Source organism: Nocardia sp. NPDC127579 (assembly GCF_042672005.1).
GTDB lineage: Bacteria > Actinomycetota > Actinomycetes > Mycobacteriales > Mycobacteriaceae > Nocardia.
On record NZ_JBHXVZ010000002.1, the window covers coordinates 501940 to 524628 of the forward strand.

At 70.1% G+C, this 22689-nt stretch carries 20 protein-coding genes; 9 read left to right on the plus strand and 11 right to left on the minus strand.

Annotated features, from left to right (window positions below):
• Positions 1 to 69 precede the first annotated feature (69 nt).
• The 4 genes from ACFVMC_RS09850 to ACFVMC_RS09865 form a co-directional block, all read right to left on the minus strand.
• Positions 70 to 1212, minus strand: a complete 1143-nt coding sequence (locus tag ACFVMC_RS09850; protein WP_379208643.1) for a VWA domain-containing protein — start codon at positions 1210 to 1212, stop codon at positions 70 to 72.
• 190 nt (positions 1213 to 1402) lie between these two features.
• Positions 1403 to 3742 (minus strand): DUF5682 family protein, encoded by a 2340-nt coding sequence (locus tag ACFVMC_RS09855; RefSeq protein ID WP_379209495.1) that lies wholly within the window; start codon positions 3740 to 3742, stop codon positions 1403 to 1405.
• A gap of 59 nt (positions 3743 to 3801) precedes the next feature.
• Positions 3802 to 4899, minus strand: a complete 1098-nt coding sequence (locus ACFVMC_RS09860; protein ID WP_379208645.1) for an AAA family ATPase — start codon at positions 4897 to 4899, stop codon at positions 3802 to 3804.
• Positions 4896 to 7451: a DUF5691 domain-containing protein gene (locus ACFVMC_RS09865; RefSeq protein ID WP_379208646.1), complete on the minus strand. Its 2556-nt coding sequence runs from the start codon at positions 7449 to 7451 to the stop codon at positions 4896 to 4898. Before ACFVMC_RS09865 ends, ACFVMC_RS09860 begins: the two co-directional genes overlap by 4 nt.
• 395 nt (positions 7452 to 7846) lie before the next feature.
• Between ACFVMC_RS09865 and ACFVMC_RS09870 the strand changes: the two genes are divergently transcribed.
• From ACFVMC_RS09870 to ACFVMC_RS09880, 3 genes are read left to right on the plus strand one after another with little or no spacing between them, the layout of a single operon-like run.
• Positions 7847 to 10255 (plus strand): AAA family ATPase, encoded by a 2409-nt coding sequence (locus ACFVMC_RS09870; protein WP_379208647.1) that lies wholly within the window; start codon positions 7847 to 7849, stop codon positions 10253 to 10255.
• Positions 10240 to 10683, plus strand: coding sequence for a hypothetical protein (locus ACFVMC_RS09875; RefSeq protein WP_379208649.1), 444 nt, complete (start codon positions 10240 to 10242; stop codon positions 10681 to 10683). The genes ACFVMC_RS09870 and ACFVMC_RS09875 overlap by 16 nt, the downstream gene beginning before the upstream one ends.
• A 34-nt stretch (positions 10684 to 10717) precedes the next feature.
• Positions 10718 to 11104: a YchJ family protein gene (locus tag ACFVMC_RS09880; RefSeq protein WP_379208651.1), complete on the plus strand. Its 387-nt coding sequence runs from the start codon at positions 10718 to 10720 to the stop codon at positions 11102 to 11104.
• A gap of 335 nt (positions 11105 to 11439) precedes the next feature.
• On the opposite strand, the gene ACFVMC_RS09885 is transcribed toward ACFVMC_RS09880, so the two are convergent.
• Positions 11440 to 13020 (minus strand): carboxylesterase/lipase family protein, encoded by a 1581-nt coding sequence (locus tag ACFVMC_RS09885; RefSeq protein ID WP_379208652.1) that lies wholly within the window; start codon positions 13018 to 13020, stop codon positions 11440 to 11442.
• A gap of 173 nt (positions 13021 to 13193) precedes the next feature.
• Here ACFVMC_RS09885 and ACFVMC_RS09890 point away from each other — a divergent pair, with 173 nt between their 5' ends.
• Positions 13194 to 13412: an FmdB family zinc ribbon protein gene (locus ACFVMC_RS09890; RefSeq protein WP_379208654.1), complete on the plus strand. Its 219-nt coding sequence runs from the start codon at positions 13194 to 13196 to the stop codon at positions 13410 to 13412.
• Here ACFVMC_RS09890 and ACFVMC_RS09895 read toward each other — a convergent pair.
• Complete coding sequence (locus ACFVMC_RS09895; protein ID WP_379208655.1) at positions 13409 to 14281, minus strand: NAD(P)-dependent oxidoreductase; 873 nt, start codon at positions 14279 to 14281, stop codon at positions 13409 to 13411. The genes ACFVMC_RS09890 and ACFVMC_RS09895 overlap by 4 nt on opposite strands.
• 50 nt (positions 14282 to 14331) lie before the next feature.
• Between ACFVMC_RS09895 and ACFVMC_RS09900 the strand changes: the two genes are divergently transcribed.
• Positions 14332 to 14733 carry a MerR family transcriptional regulator gene (locus ACFVMC_RS09900; protein ID WP_379208657.1) on the plus strand — a complete coding sequence of 134 codons (402 nt, stop codon included), beginning with the start codon at positions 14332 to 14334 and terminating at the stop codon, positions 14731 to 14733.
• Here the strand turns inward: ACFVMC_RS09900 and ACFVMC_RS09905 are convergent.
• The 4 genes from ACFVMC_RS09905 to ACFVMC_RS09920 all read right to left on the minus strand — a co-directional run bounded on the left by ACFVMC_RS09905 (position 14730) and on the right by ACFVMC_RS09920 (position 17677).
• Positions 14730 to 15005: a SelT/SelW/SelH family protein gene (locus ACFVMC_RS09905; protein WP_379208658.1), complete on the minus strand. Its 276-nt coding sequence runs from the start codon at positions 15003 to 15005 to the stop codon at positions 14730 to 14732. The two genes, ACFVMC_RS09900 and ACFVMC_RS09905, sit on opposite strands and share 4 nt — an antisense overlap.
• Positions 15006 to 15019: 14 nt before the next feature.
• Positions 15020 to 16321, minus strand: coding sequence for a cytochrome P450 (locus tag ACFVMC_RS09910; protein ID WP_379208660.1), 1302 nt, complete (start codon positions 16319 to 16321; stop codon positions 15020 to 15022).
• A gap of 104 nt (positions 16322 to 16425) precedes the next feature.
• Complete coding sequence (locus ACFVMC_RS09915) at positions 16426 to 17136, minus strand: TIGR03089 family protein (protein WP_379208662.1); 711 nt, start codon at positions 17134 to 17136, stop codon at positions 16426 to 16428.
• A gap of 136 nt (positions 17137 to 17272) precedes the next feature.
• Positions 17273 to 17677 carry a hypothetical protein gene (locus ACFVMC_RS09920; protein ID WP_379208663.1) on the minus strand — a complete coding sequence of 135 codons (405 nt, stop codon included), beginning with the start codon at positions 17675 to 17677 and terminating at the stop codon, positions 17273 to 17275.
• 70 nt (positions 17678 to 17747) lie between these two features.
• Between ACFVMC_RS09920 and ACFVMC_RS09925 the strand changes: the two genes are divergently transcribed.
• Positions 17748 to 18131: a winged helix-turn-helix transcriptional regulator gene (locus ACFVMC_RS09925; RefSeq protein WP_379208665.1), complete on the plus strand. Its 384-nt coding sequence runs from the start codon at positions 17748 to 17750 to the stop codon at positions 18129 to 18131.
• A gap of 13 nt (positions 18132 to 18144) precedes the next feature.
• Here ACFVMC_RS09925 and ACFVMC_RS09930 read toward each other — a convergent pair whose 3' ends face one another.
• Entirely contained in the window at positions 18145 to 19596 is a 1452-nt protein-coding gene (locus ACFVMC_RS09930; protein WP_379208666.1) for an LCP family protein, read from the minus strand.
• A gap of 155 nt (positions 19597 to 19751) precedes the next feature.
• Between ACFVMC_RS09930 and rfbD the strand changes: the two genes are divergently transcribed.
• The 3 genes from rfbD (at position 19752) to ACFVMC_RS09945 (ending at position 22683) form a co-directional block, all read left to right on the plus strand.
• The gene (gene rfbD, locus ACFVMC_RS09935) at positions 19752 to 20588 is read left to right on the plus strand and encodes a dTDP-4-dehydrorhamnose reductase (RefSeq protein WP_379208668.1); all 837 of its coding nucleotides are present in this window, start codon (positions 19752 to 19754) and stop codon (positions 20586 to 20588) included.
• Positions 20589 to 20686: 98 nt separating this feature from the next.
• Complete coding sequence (locus ACFVMC_RS09940) at positions 20687 to 21586, plus strand: glycosyltransferase family 2 protein (RefSeq protein WP_379208670.1); 900 nt, start codon at positions 20687 to 20689, stop codon at positions 21584 to 21586.
• A 17-nt stretch (positions 21587 to 21603) separates the two neighbouring features.
• Positions 21604 to 22683, plus strand: coding sequence for a sugar phosphate nucleotidyltransferase (locus tag ACFVMC_RS09945; RefSeq protein ID WP_379208671.1), 1080 nt, complete (start codon positions 21604 to 21606; stop codon positions 22681 to 22683).
• Positions 22684 to 22689 lie beyond the last annotated feature (6 nt).

The following is a 22689-nucleotide window of genomic DNA, read 5'->3' on the forward strand; positions in this document are numbered from 1 at the left end:
CGTCACCTCCGTCCTCGACCTCGCGGGCCAGCTGACCAGCTTCGGATCCTGACCGCGCGCTCGCCGTCGCTAACGCCGCGCCGCCCAGGCGTGGACATCGCCTCGATCGATAGCGACGGCGAGCAGCTCGGGAAACGCGTCGGGAGTACAGGCGAAAGCCGGGACGCCGAGTGCGGCGAGCGCCGCGGCATTGTCGCGGTCGAAGGCCGGGGCGCCGTCATCGGAGAGGGCCAGCAGCACCAGCACCTGCACCCCGGACTCGCGTAACGCGTTGATCCGCCGCAGCATCTCCGCGCGGATACCGCCCTCGTACAGGTCCGAGATCAGCACGAACAGCGTCTCGGCCGGGCGGGTGATCAGCGACTGGCAGTAGGCCAGCGCCTGATTGATATCGGTGCCGCCACCCAGTTGCGTGCCGAACAGGACGTCCACCGGGTCGGCGAGCCGGTCGGTCAGATCGGCGACCTCGGTGTCGAACACGACCAGGGACGTGCGCAGCGTGCGCATCGAAGCCAGCACCGCGCCGAACACCGACGCGTACACCACGCTGGCGGCCATCGAGCCCGACTGATCGATGGCCAGCACCACGTCCCGGCGGACCGCCTGGGCGGTGCGGCCGTACCCGACCAGACGTTGCGGCACCACCGTGCGGTGCTCGGGCAGATAATGTGCGAGATTGCGGCGAATCGTGCGGTCCCAGTCGATATCCCGGGGTTTCGGACGGGTGGTACGGGCCGCGCGGTTGAGCGCGCCCGTCACCGCCGAGCGGGTGTGCGCCGCGATCCGCTCCTCGATCTCGCGCACCACCCGCGTCACCACCATGCGCGCCGTCGCCCGGGTGGTTTCGGGTAGCACCGAGTTCAGGCCGAGCAGGGTCCCGACCAGATGGACATCCGGCTGCACTGCTTCGAGCAGTTCGGGCTCGAGCAGCAACTGCGTCAGATCCAGTCGCTCCACCGCGTCGCGTTGCAGCACCTCCACCACCGACGACGGGAAATACCGGCGGATATCGCCCAGCCAGCGCGCCACCTTCGGTGCCGATGCCCCCAGGCCGCCGGTCCGTTTCCCGGACTCGCTCTTACCGCTGTCGTACAGACTGCCCAGCGCCTGATCGATTCCCGCGTCCTCGGCCGCCAGAGCGCCGGTCTCCGCCTCCGCGGCCGCGCCCAGCACCAGCCGCCAGCGTCGCGCCCGCCGGTCGTCCAGCGTCATCGCCGATCACCACGCCCGCGCCGCACGGGCCCACTCCTGCCGCGGGGTGCGACCTCGGGCCCGCCGCTCGCGGGTGGATCAGGTGGTGATCGGTAGCCTGCGGGCTTCTCGAATCGGTGCGCCGACGTTGTCGCGATCAGCGCAGGCCGGTCGCGGACGAGCGCGGCGGCCGGTATCGGCTCGGGCTGAATCATGGTGCTACTCCGAGGATCTCGGCGACTGTGGTCATGGCGATGGTGCCCCGCTCCGGGTCCGTGGTCGGCATCGACGCGGAGGTTTCGGAGCTGCTCAACGCCTGGGCGATGGCGCGGCGTTCACCGGGTTCGAAGGTGGCGAAGGTGCGGCGAAGCAGGGGCAGGGTGTCGGTGAACTGCGGATCGGACAGGGTGTGCAGCCACGTGTCGACCAGGTGCAGCAGGGCGCGGTCGTGAACGAGCAACAGACCGCGCCCGCCCAGGAATCCATCGATCCAGGCAGCCTTGGCGGATGGGGTGTGGCCGATCGAAAGGGCTGCGGAAAGCCTGCGGGCGGACTCGGATTCGTCGAGCTGGCCCGCATCCGCGAGTAGGCGGACGGCGCGGCCGACGAGGGTGCCATGGACATCCTCGCGGTCGGCCAGGCGGCGCAGGGCGGCCAGCCATTCGGTAGTGGCCCACGGGTTGTCGCGGGTGTGGATGGCGGTGTGGGCCGCGTCCAGCTGAGTGCGCAGGTGTTCGGCCGCGGTGTAGTCCAGACCGGTGACCGCGCCCGGCAAACCCGCGCAGATGCGGACCAGCAGACTGTCCGCGACCTGGGCGAGAGCCGCGGTATCGGTGCCGCGGACATCGCCGTAGCGGAGGGTGTCGACCAGGCCGGGCAGCGCGGCCAGCAGGTGGGTGACGTCATGATCCAGTGCCGCAGCGGTTTCCACGCGCGCGACCAGGCCCACGAGGGCGGGAGCGAGATCGGCGAGCAGCGCCGACTCCAGGGCAGCGGTGAGCTCCGCGAGGCCGACACCGGCGTGTTCGGCGGCGTCGAGCACCTTGGCGGTGGCCGCGTCGGCCAGGGTGGTGCCCCAGCGGGAGGCCTCCACGACCGCCACGGCGAATTCCGGACGCCAGCGCAGCGACCAGCTCTCGCGAAACGTGCCCGTACCCTGGATATCGCTGGGAACGACCACGCCCCAGGGGATTTCGAGCAGGTCCAGCCGATGCAGCAGCTGTGAGCGCTGCCGGTCACGGTCTTTGCGCAGATCCAGGTCGAGTACCTTGGCCTGGGGCTCCGGTTTCATTCGCAGGGTGCGGATGCGGGCCCGCAGATCCGCGTCCAGCGGTACGGTCGGCGCGCCCACGGGCACCGAACCGAGGGCCTCGCCGACAACCAGTTCGGCTCCCACCGCCCGCACCAGGGCTTCCTCACCGCCGCACATAACGGCCCGCACCGCTTCGGTCACCTCCGCCAAGCCCGCCAGTGGACGTCCACGCAGTACCGCCAAAGTCTCGGCCAGCCGTACCGATTCGATCACATGCGCACTCGATACCGGCAGATCATGCGCCCGCAGCACGCCCGCCACTTTCGTCAACCACCGCGCCACCGGCTGCTCGGTCTCGTGGAACAGATGGTGATACCACCCCGGCGCATCGATCCCGGCCCCGTAACCCGATGCTGTCGCCAGTCGCGAATGTGTCCACGGCACCCACGTCACCGTCGCCTTGACCTTCGACAACCCTTTCAACAGCCGCTGATCCGCCGCAGCCGGCCCCAACTCCCCGGCCAGCGCCGGCGCATGCCACGCCCCGCACACCACCGCCACCCGCCGCGCCCCACCCTTGAGCGCTTTCCGCAATACCTGCCGCATATACGCCTCACGCACCAGCGTGTGCCGATCGACCCGCGCGTCATCCGCTCGCGCGGCTTCTCCTGGCGAATCCTCTGCTTGCGCGCCTGCCGACCGCGGTTCGTCTGTTTGCAGCCCACGCGGCCGGGTAGGTGCGTGGTCGGCCGCTGCCGGGGGTGCCACAGGATTCGGCACCGGAGTCGTCATCCCGCCTGTCGAACCCGGGCGCTGGGACGGTCGGCGGAGGGCGGACATGGCTTCGGTGATGGCGTCGAAGGCATTGTGGTCGGGGGTGGATTCGAGGACGGTGTCCCACCAGCGTTCGGTGTCGTCGTGGCCCGCGGCGGCGGCGAGTTCGGCCACGGGGTCGAAGGCGTCGCCGGGAGTCTCGCGGGTGGCGAGCACCGCGGTGGCGGGGAGATCGCAGAAGCGGACGGGGACAGCGTGTTCCGCCGCGTAGCGCATGGCCTGCCATTCGGGGGAGAAGGCGGCGAACGGCCAGAAGGCGGCGCGGGACGGCTGATCCGGGACGTAGGCGAGCAGCGCGACCGGCGGCGCCATCCCCGCCGCGGTGACGAAACCGACCAGTGGATCCGCGTCCGCGGGACCTTCGATGAGGATCGTGTCGGGGCGGAAGTCGTCGAGGGCCCTCAGCAGGGACCGCGCGGAGCCGGGACCGTGGTGCCGGATGCCGAACACCCGGGTGACCGGCATGTCGACCCGTGCCGCGGGGTGGCGACCGGGCGCGGCGGTGGCGTGCGGCGAAGCGGGCATCAGGTGGTGATTTCGCGGCAGGCGCGGTAGAAATCGGACCAATCGGGGCGGTCGCGGACCACCGCCTCCAGGTATTCGGTCCAGATGACGGTGTCGGAGACCGGGTCCTTGACGATCGCGCCGAGGACGGAGCCTGCGATGTCGGCGGAGCGGAGGGTGCCGTCGCCGAAGTGGGCGGACAGGGCGATGCCGTTGGTGATGACGGAGATGGCCTCGGCGGTGGACAAGGTCCCGGAGGGGGATTTGAGGGCGGTGCGGCCGTCGGCGGTGCTGCCGGAGCGCAGTTCGCGGAAGATCCGCACCACCCGGCGGATCTCCTCCGCGGCCGTGACCGGCGGCAATTCCAGTGCGGCGCCGAGCTGTTCGACCCGGCGGGTGACGATCGCGACCTCGTCGTCCTCGCTGGCGGGCAGCGGCAGGACGACCGTGTTGAAGCGGCGGCGCAGCGCCGAGGAGAGTTCGTTGACGCCACGGTCACGGTCGTTGGCGGTGGCGATCAGGTTGAAGCCCTTCGCCGCCTGCACCTGGATGCCGAGTTCGGGTACCGGCAGTGTCTTCTCCGAGAGCACCGTGATCAGGGCATCCTGCACATCGGAGGGCATGCGGGTGAGCTCCTCGATGCGGGCGATCGCCCCGGTGCGCATGGCGGTCAGCACCGGCGAGGCGACCAGCGCGCCCTCGCTCGGCCCCTCGGCGAGCAGCCGCGCGTAGTTCCAGCCGTAGCGGATGGACTCCTCCGCGGTGCCGGAGGTGCCCTGCACCAGCAGGGTGGACGCACCGCTGATCGCGGCCGAGAGATGCTCCGCGACCCAGGTTTTGGCGGTGCCGGGCACCCCGAGCAGCAGCAGCGCGCGGTCGGTGGCCAAGGTCGCGACCGCGACCTCCATGAGCCGGCGCGGCCCCACGTACTTCGGGCTGATCACAGTGCCGTCCGCGAGGACGCCGCCCAGCAGATAGGTGACCACCGCCCACGGCGACAACCGCCAGCCCGGTGGCCGCGGTCGTTCGTCGGCCGCCGCGAGGGCGGCGAGTTCGTCGGCGTAGGCCTGTTCGGCGTGTGGCCGCAGCAGTTCCGGCGCGGTATCGGTGGGGATCAATGCAACTCCTCGAGCATCATCGAGCGGTGGGTGAGGTCGCGGGCGAGTCGATCGAAAGCATGCTGCCAGCCGGGGTCCTCGCAGCGCCGGGCCAGCACGGCGGCCGTACCCGCCGACTCGACCGGCAGATGCGCGGCGGCCGCCACCAGCAGCGACCGGTGCGCGGCGGGCCCGGCGCCGTGCGCCCCGGCCCGCTGCGCCGCGACCCGCGATCGTTCGAACAGCAACAGCAGCAGATGGTGCGCGACGGGTTCCGGCCACGGATGCCCCATCGCCGGCAGCAGTGCCTCGATCTCGGAGAACCACGACCCGTCCAGCCGCAACAGCTGCCGCACCCGATCCGCCTCGGGCAGCAGCGCGAACAACTCGCGCCGACGCAGCAGCGCCACATCGGAGGGAACACCGGCCTCGAACAACGCCTTCGCCCACGCCGAATCCCGCTGCGCCAGCGCCGCATCCACCCATCCGTCGAAGATCGGCTGCCGAAACCGCTCCTCGACGCCGGCCCGCAGCACCTCCGCCGGCCCAGCGGTTTCGCCGGACTGCCCGTTCGATCGGGTGAGCCGGGTGCGCCAGTAGGACAGGGGAGTGGCGGCGACGAGCTGGCGCAGGCGGCCCGCGGTGGGGTCGGGGGTTCCGTTCCAGCGGTAGGTGAATTCGACCGGGCGGTCGAAGATTCCGTCGCGCCGGGCAGCCGGGTCCAGGGGATCGGGCAGAGTTACGTGCAGGGCCGGGCCGGGATGGATCGTGAGCCAGTCATCGGCGCGAGCCGTCATGCGCTGGGCGAAGGCCGAATTCGGGAGTCGGGCGAGCAGGGCGGCGGCGGTGCGGCGGACATCGGAACGGCGATCGTCCAGCGCGGATTCGAGCAGCGGCTCGTCTTCGAGGGACAGGCCGGTCGAGCAGGTCGCCAGCAGTTCGGCTTTCACTGCTCCGGATTCGTCCGGCCAGGCGCGTGCGAGGGTGTAGCGTGCCAGCGCGGGATCCCGGTCGCGCAGTCCGGCAAGCCAGGCGACCCGCTCGGCGGGCTTGCCGGATTGCCAGGCGGTCCCGGCGACTCCGGAAGCGCTGGGCCACTCCAGCTCTCGCCACTGCGCGCGCTGCGCGGCCAGCCAGCGGCCGCGCGCTCCGGCCAGCCGGAGCAGGAGTGCGCGCAAACCCGCGTGGGCGGCGGCTTGTTCGAGCAGCAGGGCGCACAGCGCATCGGGCGCACGGAAATCGTACGGTGCGGCGGCCTCGAACCATTCCGGCAGAAAGGGTGAACGATCGCGCAGCATGGCGGCCAGGCGCCGGGCCGCCGCGGCGGGCAGGGGCCGGCGGGGGTCGTCCGGGGCGGATATCGGAAGCACAGCGCTGGTGGACCGCGCGCCCGCGCGCGTGAACGCGCTGTGCAGGGCGGCGGATTCGAGCAGGAGCACGGCCGGGTCGCTCGTCGAGCGAGCGACGACCGCGCCGACAGCAGGGTCCAACCGGGCGATATCGACCGTGCGGCGGGCCGTGCCGAGCAGCGCGACCGAGGCCAGGTATTCGCCGACGGTCGTGGCAGCGTCTGCCTGCTGCGCCGATTCGGTCTCGAGATCGATCACCTCGCCCGCGGTGAATACCGAAATGGGCACGAGCCCAGCGGATGTCCACTCGCCGAACACCGTCACCGGGTGACCGCCGGAGATACCGAGCAGATGCCACGGACCTTGATCCGCCGCGAATGGGAGTGCGGCGCCGCTGGATTCGGCGATGAGCCAGCCGTCGTCGCCGACGACCGGCACGACCTCCGAGAGCAACACCGGCCATGCCCGCAACCAGGGATCGGCGGCCAGCGCCTCCGCTTGCTCGGTGAGGCAGCCGGTTACCGATCCTGCGGTATGTGGCGCGGTGTCAGCGGTTTCACCACCGGGGTGCCGGTCTGCGGATACGCGGGGGATCGTGGTGAAAGGTTCGTCGGGTGAATAACGCTCGCCCCACACCGCGCGCAGTGGCGCGGCGGCGGGGTAGTAGTGCAGGTCGGCTTCGGCCATCCGGCCCGGGGCGGGCACGTCTTTCGGGAAGTCGGCGGCGCCGAAACTGTGGTCGACCAGGACGGCGAAGCGACCGGTGCGCCGGCCGCGTAACCAGATGCGGCGGGTGTGGAGGCGGTCGTCTTCGGTGGTGCGGACGCCGAGGGCCATCCACTGGTCACGGACGGCGGGTTCCGCGCGGACGCTCGCGGTGCGCGTCGGATAGCCGATGTGGGTGCGGACGCTCGCGCGCAACGCGGGCGGAAGTTCGTCGAGACGCTGGTGGGCGGTGACGAGCAGATGCAGGCGGGCGTACTCGCGCAGCAGCGCGTCGGGCCAGTCCGCCCGGGCCGCGACCAGGTCCGGTAGCCGGCGCAGCACCCGCGCCACGCCGGGCGCCTGCGCGTCCACCATGCGGGCCGCCATCGCCGCGAAGGCCCCGTCGGAGCGGTCGGAATGGGCGAGCCCGGTGCGCACCTGATCGCCGAGCCAGCGGTCGAGTTCGCCGAGCCCGGCGGTGACGCGGACCTCGCGCTGCGCTGCCGCGCCGGTGGTCATCCGGCCTCGTTTCGATTGTGGTTCATCCGGCCCCCATCTCGTCTACTGCCCGAATTCCTACCCCAGCCCACCGACAAGCGACAGCACCCCCGCGCCAACCACCCTGCGCACCTGCCGGATTCGGCCAGATCGGCACCCTTGCGCGGAATGTCCGATATCTGGCATGCTGTTCTGTTCGGCTCTGTCCGAGCCACCCAATTCGGGTGCCGCACTTCGAGCTGCCCGCGTGGGTGGGCGAGGGGTGGACATCGAGTGTGGGGGGCTCACTCGATGGCCATGCCATCCTCGCGGGCAGATTCGGAATCTCTACGACGGTCCCCGGCGGCGGTGGGCGAAATTCCCGCTGTCGGGTAGCGTTTCGCTCGAATTTGCCGATCGTGGTGGAGGTTTTGCGTATGGCCGACGCGGCCACCGAGGCAGTACCACGGCTGACCGAGGTGGTGGCGCGCCGCCTGGCCGAGGATCCCACCGTCACCCCCGATGTCGCGCACGCCGTGTTGCGTGCGCTGGGCAACGCCGAAACCGAGGATCGCACTACCGGTTTCGCGGACACCGGCATCTTCCTCAAGGCGATCCGGGTGCGTGGTTTCCGCGGCATCGGCCCGGAGACCAGCTTGGAACTGCCGCCGGGCCCGGGACTCACGCTGGTGGTGGGACGCAACGGCAGCGGCAAATCGAGTTTCGCCGAAGCCGCCGAATTGGCGCTCACGGGCGGAAATCGCCGCTGGGACGGGCGATCCGCGGCCTGGCGGGAGGGCTGGCGCAATCTGCACGCGGACGACACCACCCGCATCGAGGTGGAATTGCTCACCGCCGGAAGCGATCCCGAGATCACCATTCTCAAGGAATGGCATCCCGAGGCTCAGCTGTCCGAGGCGCAGTGGACCGAAAGCCGTGCCGCGCGGGCGCATACGCGCTTCGACCCGGCTCGCTGGTCGCCGGTGCTCGAGCTGTATCGCCCGTTCCTGTCCTACAGCGAACTCGGCGCACTGGTCGACGGCAAACCCAGTGACCTGTTCGACGCACTGCACCAGCTGCTCGGCCTGGACGAGCTGACCGTCGCGCAGGAGCGAATCCGTTCGCGCCGTTTGGCCCTGGAGCGCGCGGCGCGCGACTCCCGGGCGGAGCGGGTGGCGCTGGTCGACGCGCTGGACGCGCTCGCCGACGACCGCGCCACCCGTATGGCGAAACTGCTGCGCCCCGCCCAGCCCGACCTGACCGCGGTGAGCCGGCACATGACCGGTCGCGCCGACGGCCCGGACGGGTTGCGTGCCATCGTCCGGCTGGCACTGCCCACCGCCGATCAGGTGGCGGAGACCGCCGACCGGCTGGCCGCCTGCGGCGCCGCCCTGGCCCGTGACGCCACCGCCGACGCCGAAGCCGATCTGCGGGTGCTGGAGTTGTTGCGCCGCGCCCGAATTCACGCCGAGGCGAGCGGCGAATGCCCGTGCCCGGTGTGCGGACGCGGCACCCTGGACGCGGAGTGGGCGCGCGCCGCCGACGCCGAGATCGCCCAGCTGGCGGCGCGGGTGGACGCGCTCACCACTGCCCGCGACCGACTACGCGAGGCGACTCGCGCAGCTCGCGCCCTGCCCGACCAGGTGCCGCCGGAACTCGATTTCGACCCGCGCCACCCGCCGACCGTCGACACCGCAGCCGTGCAGCGGGCGTGGTCGGAGTGGGCGGCCCTGTCCGCGGCCGACTACACCCCTGATCTTCCAGAACGCTTGCGCGGCGCGCATTCCCGGCTGGTCGACGAACTGACGCTGCTCCAGCAGGGCACCCGCAAGGAACTGGACCGGCTGGACGAAGTGTGGGCCCCGCTGGTACCGCGCATCGCGAGCTGGCTCGACAGCGCGCGCCAAGTGGCGGTCCGTGCCGGGGAACTGCGCACGGTCAAACGCGCCGAGGACTGGTTGAAGGCGGCCACCTCCGGTCTGCGCGACGAACGCATGTCGCCGTTGGAGACCACCGCCCGCTGGGTGTGGCGCACCCTGCGCCAGCAGAGCAATATCGAACTCGGCGGAATTCGCCTACAGGGTAATGCCGGAACCGCGCGCCGGGTACTGCTGGATGTCACCGTGGACGAGGTGGAGAGCGCCGCCCTGGGGGTGATGAGCCAGGGGGAACTGCACGCACTCGGTCTCGCACTGTTCCTGCCGCGCGCCACCGTCGAGCACAGCCCGTTCCGGTTCGTCATGATCGACGACCCGGTGCAGGCCATGGATCCGGCGAAGGTGGACGGCCTGGCCCGGGTGCTGGCCGCGGTCGCCGCCACCCGGCAGGTGATCGTGTTCACCCACGACGAGCGCCTGGCCGAGGCGGTGCGGCGGATGCAGCTGGCGGCCCGGGTGGTGGAGGTGCAGCGGCGCGAACGATCGGTGGTGGAGGTGCGGGTCTCCAGCGATCCGGTGCGCCGCTATCTCGACGACGCCCGATCGCTGGTGCGCACCCCGCAACTGCCGCCCGCCATCGCCGACGAACTGGTCGCGACCTGCTGCCGGTCGGCGGTGGAGGCGGCCAGCCAGGCGCGGGCGCGGCGCACCCTGCTCGCGGCGGGCATGCATCACCGAGAAGTGGAGCGACATCTGGAGTCCGCCTTCACCACCCGGGCCATGGTGGCGCTCGCGGTGATGGGTGTGGACTACAACGTCGACGACCTGAACCAGCACTTGGCGGCGGAGGCGAAATGGCTGGTCCCGGCGCTGCGGGATGTCACGGCCGCCGCGCACGTGCCGATCGATCGCACCATGCGCGAGTTGATCGCGAGCACCGAACGGCTGATCGCGTGGCTGAGCAAGTGAACGGGCCGCGCCGCCGCGGCGGTGCGAACGGGTCGCGTCGCCGGCCGCGCCGCCGTCGTCCGCCGCGACCATCGGTCGCCGAGCGTTTCGAGGCCGTGGATCGGCTGCTGGACGGTGAGGTGACCGACGCGGGCGGCGTCTGGTCGCGTGCGACCGCGTGGATTCTGCGGCTGGCCCTCGAACAGTCCGTGGATCAGTTGTGGCTGCGCACCGCACCGGAATTGGCGCGCTGTCCGATGCGCGCCCAGCTGCTGGCGCTGCGCGCGTACGCCGGTCCGGAGACGGCCGCGCAGGTGGCGACGGTGTGGGCCGCGCTCTCCCGGGCAGCCCACCACCACGATTACGAACTCGCCCCGAGCGTCACCGAGCTGCGGCGCTGGCGCGAGCAGACCGAAGCGGTGGCGGCGGTATTGGCCCGGGTCGGCTAGATCGTCCCGGGGGCGCGCTGGAACAATCGCCGTCATGGCCGACTCGCAGATCTGCCCGTGCCGTCGGGGCGAAACGTTCGCGGACTGCTGCGGCCCAGTCCTCGCCGGACAGCGCCCCGCGCCCACCGCCGAGGCGCTGATGCGTTCGCGCTACACGGCTTTCGTCGTCGGCGACACCGACTACCTGCTGCGCTCCTGGCACTCCGCCCACCGCCCCCGCGATCTCGACCTCGACCCCGACCAGCGCTGGCTGTTCCTGGAGATCGTGCGCACCGAACGCGGCGGCCCCTTCGACGACACCGGCCTGGTCGAATTCATCGCCCACTACCGCGCCTCGGGCCACCGCGCCCAGTTACACGAGGTCAGCCGCTTCACTCGCGAGAACGGTGCCTGGGTGTACGTGGACGGCGAGGTCGACTGAAGCCGCTTGTTCGATCCGCAGTCGTCCGGCACCTCGATCTTTGATCCGCGCGGTGCTTGATGGCATCGCCATCATCTCCTGCCATGGCGACCGCGAGGTTCCGGCACTGCTCGGGCACGCGACGCCAATGGTGCCACCGTCGATCCGCTGGTCGGCGTAGTAGTGGTCGATGTCGTCGAGGACCGCGGCTGCGGCTGGAACTCCCATCCGCTCGGAGAGTGCCGCCACATCCAAATAGTCTCGTGTCTGATTGCGCCGAACCACGAGAAATGCCTTGATTCGCAAGGTTTCCGCCGGGGTCGGCACCTGGAGGATTGTGGATCGAAATGCGTGAACTAGCTGAAGCCGACGGCCTGATCGCCCCACGCCGCGTGCAGTTCCCGGTCGGGGTTGTCCACCACGCGATCGACGGTGTCGATCAGGAGGGTGGTGCGTGACGCCGGTTTGTAGGGCGGCCAGTGTTTGGAGCCGTCCAGGGCCGCGGGCACGCTGTGCGCGGCGAAGGCCAGCCAGCGTCGCATCATCCGGCCGGAGACTTCGCCGGCGACCTTGCGCCCGCCCAGCCAGAAGGTGGGATCGTGGTTGAGCGTGCCGAAATTGCCGAAGACGAACGGTAATTCGGTGGCGTGCCCGGCACCGACCCGCGCCGCCCGCAGCATCGGGGTGGCGTAGTCGAAACGGTAGGTCCAAGTGGGTGAGTGCTGTGCGTGCGCGTCGGCCACCCAGTGCGCGGGCATCCGGAACGCCGCATCGGTCGACATGGCCAGAGCGCCACGGGTTTTCGTGAGATCCGGGTAGGCGGAGGTGATCTCGGCGATCCGCTCGGCCGACATGTTCGGATGGTTGGCCGCCACATCGCGCAGCATGATGTTCACCGCGTCCGGGGTCACCGGCATGATCGGTGACCGGAATAATCGGAACAGCGACGCCTCGTCTCGATTGGTCCCGATCATCAGCGGCATCCGGTGCGAGCGCCCGAGCTGGAAACGGTGAATCGGGTACTCCGGCAACAGATCTCCGTCCACTACCGGCGCCGCCGCCAACCGGCCCGGCTCTTTGAGCGGTACTTCGTCCATGAGCACGCCGGCGGCCTGCACCAGCCGGTCGACCGGCAGATCGATCAGATCCATCGCCTGGCCGGGCGTGAGCTCGAGCAATTCCAGATAGCGCTGTGCGATCCCCGCGGCCCGTTCCTGGCTGAGCACCGTGGTGGCCGGCGGGCTCTGCGCGATGGCCTTGTGGAACAGGCCGCTGGTGCGAGGCGAGGTCAGCAGGGCCGTCACACAGCCGCCGCCGGAGGATTCCCCGAACAGCGTCACATTGCCGGGATCGCCCCCGAACGCGGCGATATTGTCGCGCACCCATTCCAGTGCGGCGATCTGGTCGTGCAGCCCCAGGTTCGGGGTGAATCCGTGGAACAGCGAGGACAGGTCGAGGAAACCGAGCGCGCCGATCCGGTAGTTGACACCGACCACCACCACATCACCGGTCTCGGCGAGTTTGCGCCCGTCGTAGATGGCCTGGGCGGCGGTGCCGAGGCAGTACGCGCCGCCGTGCAACCACACCATGACCGGACGCGGCTCACCGGAGGCCGTCTCGCCCACGCTGTTCGGCGGCGCCCACACATTGAGCCACAGACAGTCCTCACCCATCGTGAGCACCGAGTCGACCGGCACCATATTGCCCATGGTCTGCGGCGCGATCTCGCCGAACCGCGCGCAGTCGCGGATCTCGTCCCAGCGTTCGGGTGGGGTCGGCGGACGGAAGCGTTTGGCGCCGGTGACCGGCGCCGCGTACGGGATGGACCGCCAGACCGCGACCGGCCCGTCCCAGTGCCCGCGGACCCGGCCGTAGGTGGTGGGGACGACGGGCCCGTCGACGGCGGCGTCGAATTCGGTCTCGAATTCCGTCGTCATCGCCGTACCCCGTTCGACCAGTGCCTGCTCATGGTCCGCACCTCCTGCCCGCGACCCCGCGAATGCGCTGAAAGTTTGCGAAAAGCCGGGTCGACACCACGTGATCCCTGTGTCGAGGGTACTTCCAGACCGTGACGGCAGGCGGGAGCCGCACGGAGAGATACGCTGACGCGATGCCGAGCTACAACTTCCGGTGCCGGACCTGCGAGGACACCTTCGAGGTCACCCGGCCGATGGCGGAATCGTCGAATCCCGCGAGCTGCCCGAGCGGGCATGCCGACACCGTCAAACTGCTGACCACCTTCGGCACGGTGAGCCGCGGTGCGGTCGCCCCGGCCCCGGCGCCCCGCCCGGCCGGTGGCGGATGCTGCGGTGGCGGCGGTTGCTGCTAGCGCGGCGTACTGAATTCCTCGATCAGTACCGGGTATTGCTCGCCGCCGTGCCCGGCCGCGATCGCCCGCTGCGCCATCGCGCGGATCAGCTTCGGCAACTCCGCGTCGACGCCGACGGCCTCGGCCTCCTCGACGAGATGGGTCATCGCGCGGGCGTCGGTCGCCAGCGCCGACACCTCGGCCGGGTACGCGCCCTGGTCGATCTGCTCGGCGTAGCCGGGTAGCCATTCGGCCACCCCGACCGCGATCTGCTGGGCGAACGGCGCGTAGGTGCGCGCGTCCACGCCGGCCGTGCGCAGCATGGCGGTGCCCTGCAACCAGGCGTTGAGCACGCTCCACATCATGGCCAGCCCGGCCACGTCGTAGAGCGATGCCAGGCCGTGGTCCGCGCCCAGATAGCTGACGGTGCCGAGCGCGGCCAGCACAGGCTCGTGCGCGGTGAAATCGGCTTCGGCGCCGCTGTGCAGAATCACCGCCTCCGGGGTGCCGATCCCGCTGGGAATGGCCATGATCGCGCCGTCCAGGTATGTGCCGCCGCGCCGCGCGGCCCACTCCGCGGCGGCCCGCGCCTGCGCGGAGGAACCCGAGGTGAGGTTGAGCAGCGTGCCGCCCGCGAGATCGGCGCCGTCGAGCAGGTCGTAGACGGCGGCGTAGTCGGTGAGACAGACGACGGTCAGGCGGCTGGCCCGCACCGCGTCGTCGACGGTGTCGGCCAGGTGCGCGCCCTGGGCGATCAGGTCGTCGGCCCTGGCCGCAGTACGGTTGAAGACGGTGATGCGATGCCCGGCGCGCAAGAAGGCCGCGGCCAGGGCTCGGCCCATCAGTCCGAGGCCCACGACGGTGACGGCGGACGCTGTTTCGTTGGTCATGGCACCATCGTCAACGTTGATACCGGTGTGAAGGTCAAGGGAGAAGTTCGATGCTGATCGGGGAACTGAGTCGCCGGACCGGCGTCAACGCGCACCAGCTGCGGTACTACGAATCCCAGGGGCTGCTCGTCGCCGAGCGCGGCGCCAACGGCTACCGCGACTACGACGAGACCGCGGTGCTGCGGGTGCGCCAGATCCGGCACCTGCTCGGCGCCGGCCTGTCCTCCGAGGACATCGCCTATCTGCTGCCGTGCGCGGTGGGCGTCACACCGGATCTGCCGGGCTGTCACGAACTGCTGACCGCGATGCGGTCCCGGCTGGCCCGGCTGGAGGAGCAGATGGACAAGCTCACCCGTTCCAGGGACGCGCTGGTCGGATACATCGAGGCCGCCGAACGCAGCGGCGAGGACAGCTACCCGCCGCTGGAGGGCCGGGAGTCCGTGCCCGCCTAGCCTTTCCGGTCGGTGTGGCCGAGGTCGCGTTCCGGTGACACCCGGTCGCGCACCCGCTGCTTGAGCACGGCGATCTCGGGAAAGCCGCCGTCGGCCTTGCGCTCCCACACCTGCTCGTCGTCCACGGTGATCCGGAAGACGCCCCCCTCGCCGGGGATCAGCGCGACCTCACCGAGCTCGGTGCCGAAGGTACTCAGCAGTTCCTGGGCCATCCAGCTCGCGCGCAGCAGCCAGCGGCATTGGGTGCAGTACTCGATCGCGACGCGTGCCATGCGGCCACGCTAGTTCACCGCATCGTGGTGGCGTGGGCGGCGGTGCCGAGGGTGACCGGGAGCCGTTCGTAGCCATGCAGGGTGAACAGTTCGCGGCGGCGCGGCGGGCCCGCCGGCGCCAGGTCCGGGAACCGCTCGAACAGCGCCTGCAACGCGTAGGTGGCCTCCATCCGGGCCAGGCTGGCGCCCAGGCAGACGTGCACGCCGCTGCTGAAGGTCAGGTGGTCCTTGGCATTGGCGCGGGCCACGTCGAAGCGGGTCGGATCCTCGAAGACCGCGGGGTCGCGGTTGGCGCCCGCCAGCGAGACCACCACCGTATTGCCTTTGCGCAGTGGGACGCCCGCGATCTCCACGTCCTCCAGGGCGGAGCGGGCGGTGGTCTGCACGGGGGCGTCGATTCGCAGCACCTCCTCCACGGCGTTGGGCCACAGCTCCGGTTCGGCGCGCAGCCGCTCGAGCTGATCGGGATGCGAGAGCAATTGCACGACACCGTTGCCGATCAGATTGACGGTGGTCTCGAATCCGGCGCCCATGAGCAGGCTGGCGGTGGCCTTCAACGCGTAGGTGTCGAGTTCTCCGGCGGTGACGAGACTGGAGAGGATGTCCTCGCCGGGCTCGCGGCGCAGGCGCTCGATATGTGTCTCGAAGTAGTCGTTCATCACCTCCATGGCGTCGAGCGCGGTGCGGTGCGCACGGCGGGAGATGCCGATGTCCAACAGCGGGGTCGCGGCATCGCCCCAGGCCAGGAACATGTCCCGGTCCTCGCGCGGGAAACCGAGCATCTCGGAGATGATCGCGATCGGCACCTGGGCGGCGAACGAGGCGATCAGGTCGGCGGATCCGCCGGAGGGCAGATCGGCCAGTAGTTCCTCGGTCACCGATTCCACGCGGTCGCGCAGCCGCCGAATGGCGCGGGGCGTGAACGCCGCCGCGACCGCACGTCGCATGGTCGTGTGCTCGGGCGGGTCGATGACCAGCATGGACGGCGGCTCGACCGGGTTGGGTGGCAACGGGTAGCGCTCGGCGATCCGCAGCAGCGGCGCCGGCAGGTCCAGGCTCTTGTTCGCGCGCACGCCGAACCGGTTGTCCCGCAGGATCATCCGGACCAGTTCGTGATCGGCGCTGGCCCACGCGATCGGCGTCTTGACCAGACGTCCCTGAGCGCGCACCTGCTCGATCAGCGGGTAGGGGTCGGTGAAACCCTGTGGACCGCCCATCAACTGGGCGAACGGGTGTCCGCGCCGGGCCTGGGCGCGCAGGACCATCCGAGGCAGGCCCTGTACCGAAAACCACCGGAACCAATACTGCGGCTTCATCCGCTCACCAACCTCGTCGTTGTGGATATCTCCACCGTACGGATCGTCGGGGCGGCTGAGAACGTTCTCCGGTCGGACGGTTGACCGATACCTGAGTAGGAGCCTTAACGTCGCGCGGTGACTCGCTCCGCTTCGATCCGGCGGTCCTGCGCGGCCGGGTCCGGATTCACCACCTGAACCAGCGACGCGCCGGCGGTCAGGACGGCCACGAATCCGTCGACGAGTTCGGCCGGTGTGTCCCACGGCGTGCTGGACAGCACCCGATCCCCCTCACCGAAACCCTGACGCATGGCCGACCGCTTGGCCTCGGCGAACACCTCGGCCACCGGCTGACCGTCCAAGGCCACGCCCGCACCGCGCGGCAGGAACTGGTCGCCGTGCACCCGCACGTGGGTCGCGAAATCGGTGACGCCGAGCGGCAGATCGCGCACCGGCGCCCCCAGCGGATCCAGCGACAGCGCGGCGACCTCGGCGATATCGTCGGTCTCGGCCAGCCGGGCCGCGGTGACCAGCGCGAGTTCGGCGTCCGGATCCGGATGCAGCACCACCTCGGCCCCCGCCCACCAGCACCCGAGCAGCACCGCCGCCGTCTGCCAGTGCGCGGGCAGCAGCACGGCGACCCGGGCGCCGGGCGTCAGACCGAACTCGTCGCGAATCAGGTTGGCGGTCTTGGCCGCCCAGTTCGCCAGCGTCAGCCCGGACAGTTCGATACGTGCGCCGGTAGCGTCGTCGTAGTAGGTCACCCGGGGGGCGGCGGGTTCGCGCGCGAGGATCGGATCGAGCACCAACTCGGTCAGTGTCGTCTGCTCACGCATTGCTTGATTCACGCATTTCGGTCCGTTCTGGCTGCGGAGGTGGTGGGCGGTCGCGCTCGAGCCCGGACCAGGATAGTCGCTCGCGATTCGCCACTGTCCACTTCCGCCGATCGCGCCAACAGTGTTCGCGCGCCGTTCATCTGTCCCGCGCGAAGGTGTCGGCAGTGGTCCGTCCGGGATGCAGCCACATCAAAACGACGACGGCTACGACCGGCATGACGACGGTTGTCGGTACCTGCGTCAGGCGAACGTCGCCGGTAGCCAGATGGATCACGGTAGCGATCCAGTCGACGGCCTGTACAACGATCATCGCGTTGATCCACGCGACGTGACGAGATGGATCCCGCGCCGCGAGGTACATACCGTAGGCGAAACCGAGGAATCGGCCGCCCATCATGACCATCAGCCAGTCGGTCCATCCCGGTTCGGCGGTTTCGAACTGAAAGATGTTGCGCACCAGTGTGGGAGCGGCCAGGAACAGGACACCCAGAACAAGTTGGGACACAGCGATGACCATCAGGATTACCCGCAGCGATCTCATGTCCGGACGGTAGGTCGCGAGCTGGATCGGTTGTCAATCCGAATCAAGTTCCCGAACTAAACTATTGGCTGTGAGCAGCTCGGATGTCTACTGCGGCGAAGCACTCTGTCCGGTGGAGGCGACCCTGGACGTACTGGAGGGAAAGTGGACGATTCTGATCGTCCGTGACCTGCTCGCGGGAACCAAACGCTTTGCCGAGCTGCGCCGATCGTTGACCGGGATCAGTCCGAAGACGCTGACGGATCGGCTTCGCGCGCTGGAGACCCGCGGGTTCGTCACACGGGAGACCTTCGCCGAGGTGCCTCCCCGGGTCGAATACACCCTCACCGACTCCGGCCGCACACTCGAACCTGTCATCGCCGCATTGGCCGTCTGGGGTCGCGACTTCGGCGTCCTGGCAGGCGTCGTGGATCCGGATCACTCCGAGACGCCTGCTGCTACGGCGAGCGGATGAACTACTCAGGACGCTAGTTCACGCATTTCGGCCCGCTACCCCCGGCCGAGATCGGCGGCGCGGGCGGCACCGGGGTCGCCGAACCGGACGACGAACCCGTGAAGTCGAACATGGAGTTGGCGCTCGAGCCCGGACCGGAGTAGTCGCCGGCCAGCACGACGCTGATCGCGTCCGGCGACATCATGGGGTCGGCGACCACGGTGAGCCCGCCCAGGGCCGTGGCGATCGCCTCGGCCTTCGGGTTGTCCGAACTCGCCGCCAGCACTCGTGTGCCCGACACCGTGCCGCCGTTGTAGTTCCCGATCTGGCCGGGCTGGAAACCCTTGGCGGCCAGTGCCTGTGACACCTTGGCGGCCAGCCCGCCGACGCCGCCCGCGTTGAGCACGTTCACCGTCACCGTGGCCGGATCGAAGCCGATGTCCTCGATCTCCGCGCCCTGCTCGTCCACCAGCGAGGACACGAACGCCTGCACCAGGCGTGGTTCCACCCGCACGACGGATTCACCGTCGTTGGTCATGCCGTTGAGATCGGCCACGGGGATGGTCTCGAAGGAGACCTGCCCGCTGGACAGATCTTTGAGCTGTTTGAGGAACGAGAGGACATCCCAGCTGCCGTCCAGCACCACCGTGCGGCCGACCGCGTCGCTGAGCTGCTGCAACCGGATCGGGTTGCTGAGCGTTTTCGCGCTGAGCATCTGGTTGGTGAGCTGGGCCAGGAAGACCTGCTGACGCACGATGCGGTCGATGTCGCCGCGGGGCAGGTTGTGGCGCTGGCGCACGAAGCTCAGGGCCTCCGGGCCGTTGAGGCGCTGGCGCCCGGCGGGGAAGTCGGCGCCGGACATCCACTCGTCGACCGCCTCGTTCAGGCATACCTCTACGCCGCCGACCGCATCGGTGAGCAGCACGAATCCCAGGAAGCTGACTTCCGCGTAGTGGTCGACGGTGAGGCCGGTGAGCGAGCCGACGGATTTGATCAGGGCCTGCCGCCCGGCCTGCACGGACTGTGCCTCGGCCTGGGTTTCCGATTCGCCCTGGGCCAGCAGTTTTTCCTTGGTGGCGACCTTGGTGGCGCCGTAGGCCGAGTTGATCTTGCTCTGCCCGATGCCGGGCACCTGCACGTAGCTGTCGCGGGGAATGGAGATCGCGGTCGCGGACCGGCCGTCGTTGGGTACCCGCACCAGCATGATGGTGTCGGTATTCATGCCCACCTCGTCACCGGCGTGCAGCAGGGCGCGCTCCCGGTCACTGAGTGGATTGCCGTGCGCGTCGGTGCGGCTGTCCACGCCGACCAGCAGAATGTCGGTGGCGCCGTCGCGCTCCCCGCCCAGGCCCAGGTCGCTGATCCGCTCGATCCCCGAGACCAGCGAATCGATACTGCGCCAGGCGAATCCGGTGAGCACGAGCACCAGCACCGCCCCGGCCGCGAGGAAGACGCGACCCCGGCTCACCGATCTTTCTCCAGTCACTCTCAGCGTCCTTCCGACGAACCGATGCCCCCGCCTTCCGCTGCCCCGCAACCCATCCGACGCCTGTTCCCCAGAACTCGCGAGGCTCCAGGCTAACCGGCGGTTACCACACCGGAGCGCATCCGCGGGTGTCCCGGCGTGCCAGACTGCACAGCGTGTCCGAACCCACCGCCCATCTCGCCGTGACCGGCGCGCACGGCCAACTCGGGCGTGCGCTGCTGCGCCTGGCGCCCGGCGCGCACGGCTACGGACGCGCCGACCTCGACATCACCGACCCGGCCGCCGTCGCCGCGGCGCTGGCCCCGGCCACCGTCGTGCTCAACTGCGCGGCCTACACCGCGGTCGATCACGCCGAATCCGATCCGGAAAGCGCCTTCGCCGTCAATGCCACCGGGCCGGCCGTCCTCGCCGCCGCCTGCGCCCGGACCGGTGCCCGCCTCATTCACGTATCCACCGACTATGTCTTCGCGGGTACCCACAATCGGCCCTACGACACGCACGACGCGACCGGGCCCGCGACCGTCTACGGGCGCAGCAAACTGGCGGGGGAGCAGGCCGTCCTGGAATCCGGCGCCCACGCCCACATCGTGCGCACCGCATGGGTATACACCGGCGGCACAGGCGATTTCGTCGGCACCATGCGGCGGCTGGAACGCGAACGCGACACCGTCGACGTGGTCGACGACCAGCTCGGCTCGCCCACCTACGCCCCCGACCTGGCCGCGGGCCTGCTGGAACTGGTGCGCCGCCCGGACGCCCCGCGGGTCCTGCACGCCACCAATGCCGGCGCCTGTACCTGGTTCGACCTCGCGCGCGCGGTATTCGACGAGCTCGGCGCCGACCCGCACCGGGTGCACCCGTGCGACTCGTCCGCCTTCCCGAGACCCGCACCGCGCCCGGCCTATTCGGTGCTGTCCGACCGGGCCTGGAACCAGGCCGGATTGACCCCGCTGCGTCCCTGGCGGGCGGCGCTGCACGCGGCCCTGAGCTGACCTGATCCGCAGGGCACGAACGCTTTTCGCCGCGCACCCGATCATCCCCCTGGACTCGGGGACGCGCGGTCGTCGCCCGCCGACTAGGCTTCGGTGCCGTGAGTGATTCCGATCAGTTGGCCCCCGGTGGCCTGGCCGTCGTCACGGTGACCTACTCACCGGGCGAGCACCTCGAGCACTTCATCGCCACCCTGGCCACCGCCACCAGCGAGAAACCGCAGGTGATCCTGGCCGACAACGGCTCGACCGACGGGACACCCGAACTGGCCGCCGAGGCCAACGCCCATGTGCGCCTGCTGCGCACCGGCGGCAATATCGGCTACGGCGGCGCGATCAACCGCGCGGTCGCCGAGATCGACCCGAACATCGAATTCGTGGTCATCGCCAACCCGGACATCCGCTGGAGCACCGACTCGATCGACCAGCTGCTGACCGCCGCCAAGCGCTGGCCGCGCGCGGGCGCCCTGGGCCCGCTGGTCCGCGAACCCGACGGCAGCGTCTACCCGTCCGCTCGCTCGGTGCCGGGCCTGCTCGACGGCGCCGGGCACGCCATTCTCGGCTCGGTCTGGCCGGGCAACCCGTGGACCCAGCGCTACCGCCGCGACAACGAGCAGATCGCCGAGCGGACCGTGGGCTGGCTGTCCGGCTCCTGTCTGCTGGTGCGCCGCGCGGCCTTCGACTCGATCGACGGCTTCGACTCCCGCTACTTCATGTACATGGAAGACGTCGACTTCGGCGACCGCATGGGCAAAGCGGGCTGGCACAACGTCTTCGTGCCCACCGCCGAGGTCACCCACGCCAAGGGCCACGCCGCCGGCAAGCACCCCGAACTCATGCTGCCGGCGCATCACGCCAGCGCCTACCGTTTCCAGGCCGACCGGCATCCGCACTGGTGGCAGGCCCCGCTGCGGCTGGCGCTGCGCGCCGGACTTGCGATTCGCGAGCGGATTGCGGTTCGATCGGCGCTGCGCCAGCAGGCGCGCGAAGCAGCTCAGTAGCCGAACAGGGGAAGTCAATGGGAAACGCAGGCAGCACCGACGCGGTGGTCCTGGTCGGAGGCCAGGGCACCCGGCTGCGTCCGCTCACCCTCTCGGCGCCCAAGCCGATGTTGCCGACCGCCGGCCTGCCGTTCCTCACCCATCTGCTGGCCCGCATCGCGGCGGCCGGGATCACCCACGTCGTGCTCGGTACCTCGTTCAAGGCCGAGGTCTTCGAGGAACATTTCGGTGACGGCTCCGAACTCGGCCTCGAACTCGAATACGTCACCGAGACCGAACCGCTCGGCACCGGCGGCGGCATCCGCAATGTGCTGCCCAAGCTGCGCGCCGACAATGTGATGGTCTTCAACGGTGACGTGCTCGGCGGCACCGACCTCGGCGCGGTGCTCGACACCCACGAGAAGACCAACGCCGACGTCACCCTGCATCTGGTCCGGGTCAGCGATCCGCGCGCCTTCGGCTGCGTGCCGACCGACGAGAACGGCCGGGTCACCGCGTTCCTGGAGAAGACCCAGGATCCGCCGACCGATCAGATCAACGCGGGCTGCTACGTCTTCCGCCGCGAGTACATCGAGAAGATCCCGCCCGGGCGTCCGGTCTCGGTGGAGCGAGAGGTCTTCCCGGCGCTGCTCGCCGAGGGCGCGCGGGTGCAGGGCCACGTCGATACCTCGTACTGGCGCGATATGGGTACGCCCGAGGATTTCGTGCGCGGGTCCGCCGATCTGGTGCGCGGTATCGCGCCCTCGCCGGCGCTGCCGGGGCAGCGCGGTGAATCGCTGGTCCACGCGGGCGCGGGTGTCGCGCCGGGCGCGCTGCTGATCGGCGGCACCGTCGTCGGGCGCGGCGCGGAGGTCGGCGCGGGTGCGCGGCTGGACGGCGCGGTCGTCTTCGACGGCGCGGTCATCGAGGCCGGAGCCACCGTCGAACGCTCGATCATCGGTTTCGGCGCCCGGATCGGCCCGCGGGCTCTGGTGCGCGACGGTGTCATCGGCGATGGCGCCAATGTCGGCGCCCGCTGCGAACTGCTGCGGGGTGCGCGGGTCTGGCCCGGCGTGGAGATCCCGGACGGCGGCATTCGCTTCTCCACCGACGTCTGACCCGGC

Excerpts from the sequence above, each read along its gene's own strand:
- ACFVMC_RS09850 (WP_379208643.1), bottom strand. The coding sequence starts at position 1,212 with ATGACGCTGGACGACCGGCGGGCGCGACGCTGGCGGCTGGTGCTGGGC.
- ACFVMC_RS09855 (WP_379209495.1), bottom strand. The coding sequence starts at position 3,742 with ATGCCGGTCACCCGGGTGTTCGGCATCCGGCACCACGGTCCCGGCTCC.
- ACFVMC_RS09865 (WP_379208646.1), bottom strand. The coding sequence starts at position 7,451 with ATGACCACCGGCGCGGCAGCGCAGCGCGAGGTCCGCGTCACCGCCGGG.
- ACFVMC_RS09870 (WP_379208647.1), top strand. The coding sequence starts at position 7,847 with ATGGCCGACGCGGCCACCGAGGCAGTACCACGGCTGACCGAGGTGGTG.
- ACFVMC_RS09880 (WP_379208651.1), top strand. The coding sequence starts at position 10,718 with ATGGCCGACTCGCAGATCTGCCCGTGCCGTCGGGGCGAAACGTTCGCG.
- ACFVMC_RS09885 (WP_379208652.1), bottom strand. The coding sequence starts at position 13,020 with ATGACGACGGAATTCGAGACCGAATTCGACGCCGCCGTCGACGGGCCC.
- ACFVMC_RS09890 (WP_379208654.1), top strand. The coding sequence starts at position 13,194 with ATGCCGAGCTACAACTTCCGGTGCCGGACCTGCGAGGACACCTTCGAG.
- ACFVMC_RS09895 (WP_379208655.1), bottom strand. The coding sequence starts at position 14,281 with ATGACCAACGAAACAGCGTCCGCCGTCACCGTCGTGGGCCTCGGACTG.
- ACFVMC_RS09900 (WP_379208657.1), top strand. The coding sequence starts at position 14,332 with ATGCTGATCGGGGAACTGAGTCGCCGGACCGGCGTCAACGCGCACCAG.
- ACFVMC_RS09905 (WP_379208658.1), bottom strand. The coding sequence starts at position 15,005 with ATGGCACGCGTCGCGATCGAGTACTGCACCCAATGCCGCTGGCTGCTG.
- ACFVMC_RS09910 (WP_379208660.1), bottom strand. The coding sequence starts at position 16,321 with ATGAAGCCGCAGTATTGGTTCCGGTGGTTTTCGGTACAGGGCCTGCCT.
- ACFVMC_RS09915 (WP_379208662.1), bottom strand. The coding sequence starts at position 17,136 with ATGCGTGAGCAGACGACACTGACCGAGTTGGTGCTCGATCCGATCCTC.
- ACFVMC_RS09920 (WP_379208663.1), bottom strand. The coding sequence starts at position 17,677 with ATGAGATCGCTGCGGGTAATCCTGATGGTCATCGCTGTGTCCCAACTT.
- ACFVMC_RS09945 (WP_379208671.1), top strand. The coding sequence starts at position 21,604 with ATGGGAAACGCAGGCAGCACCGACGCGGTGGTCCTGGTCGGAGGCCAG.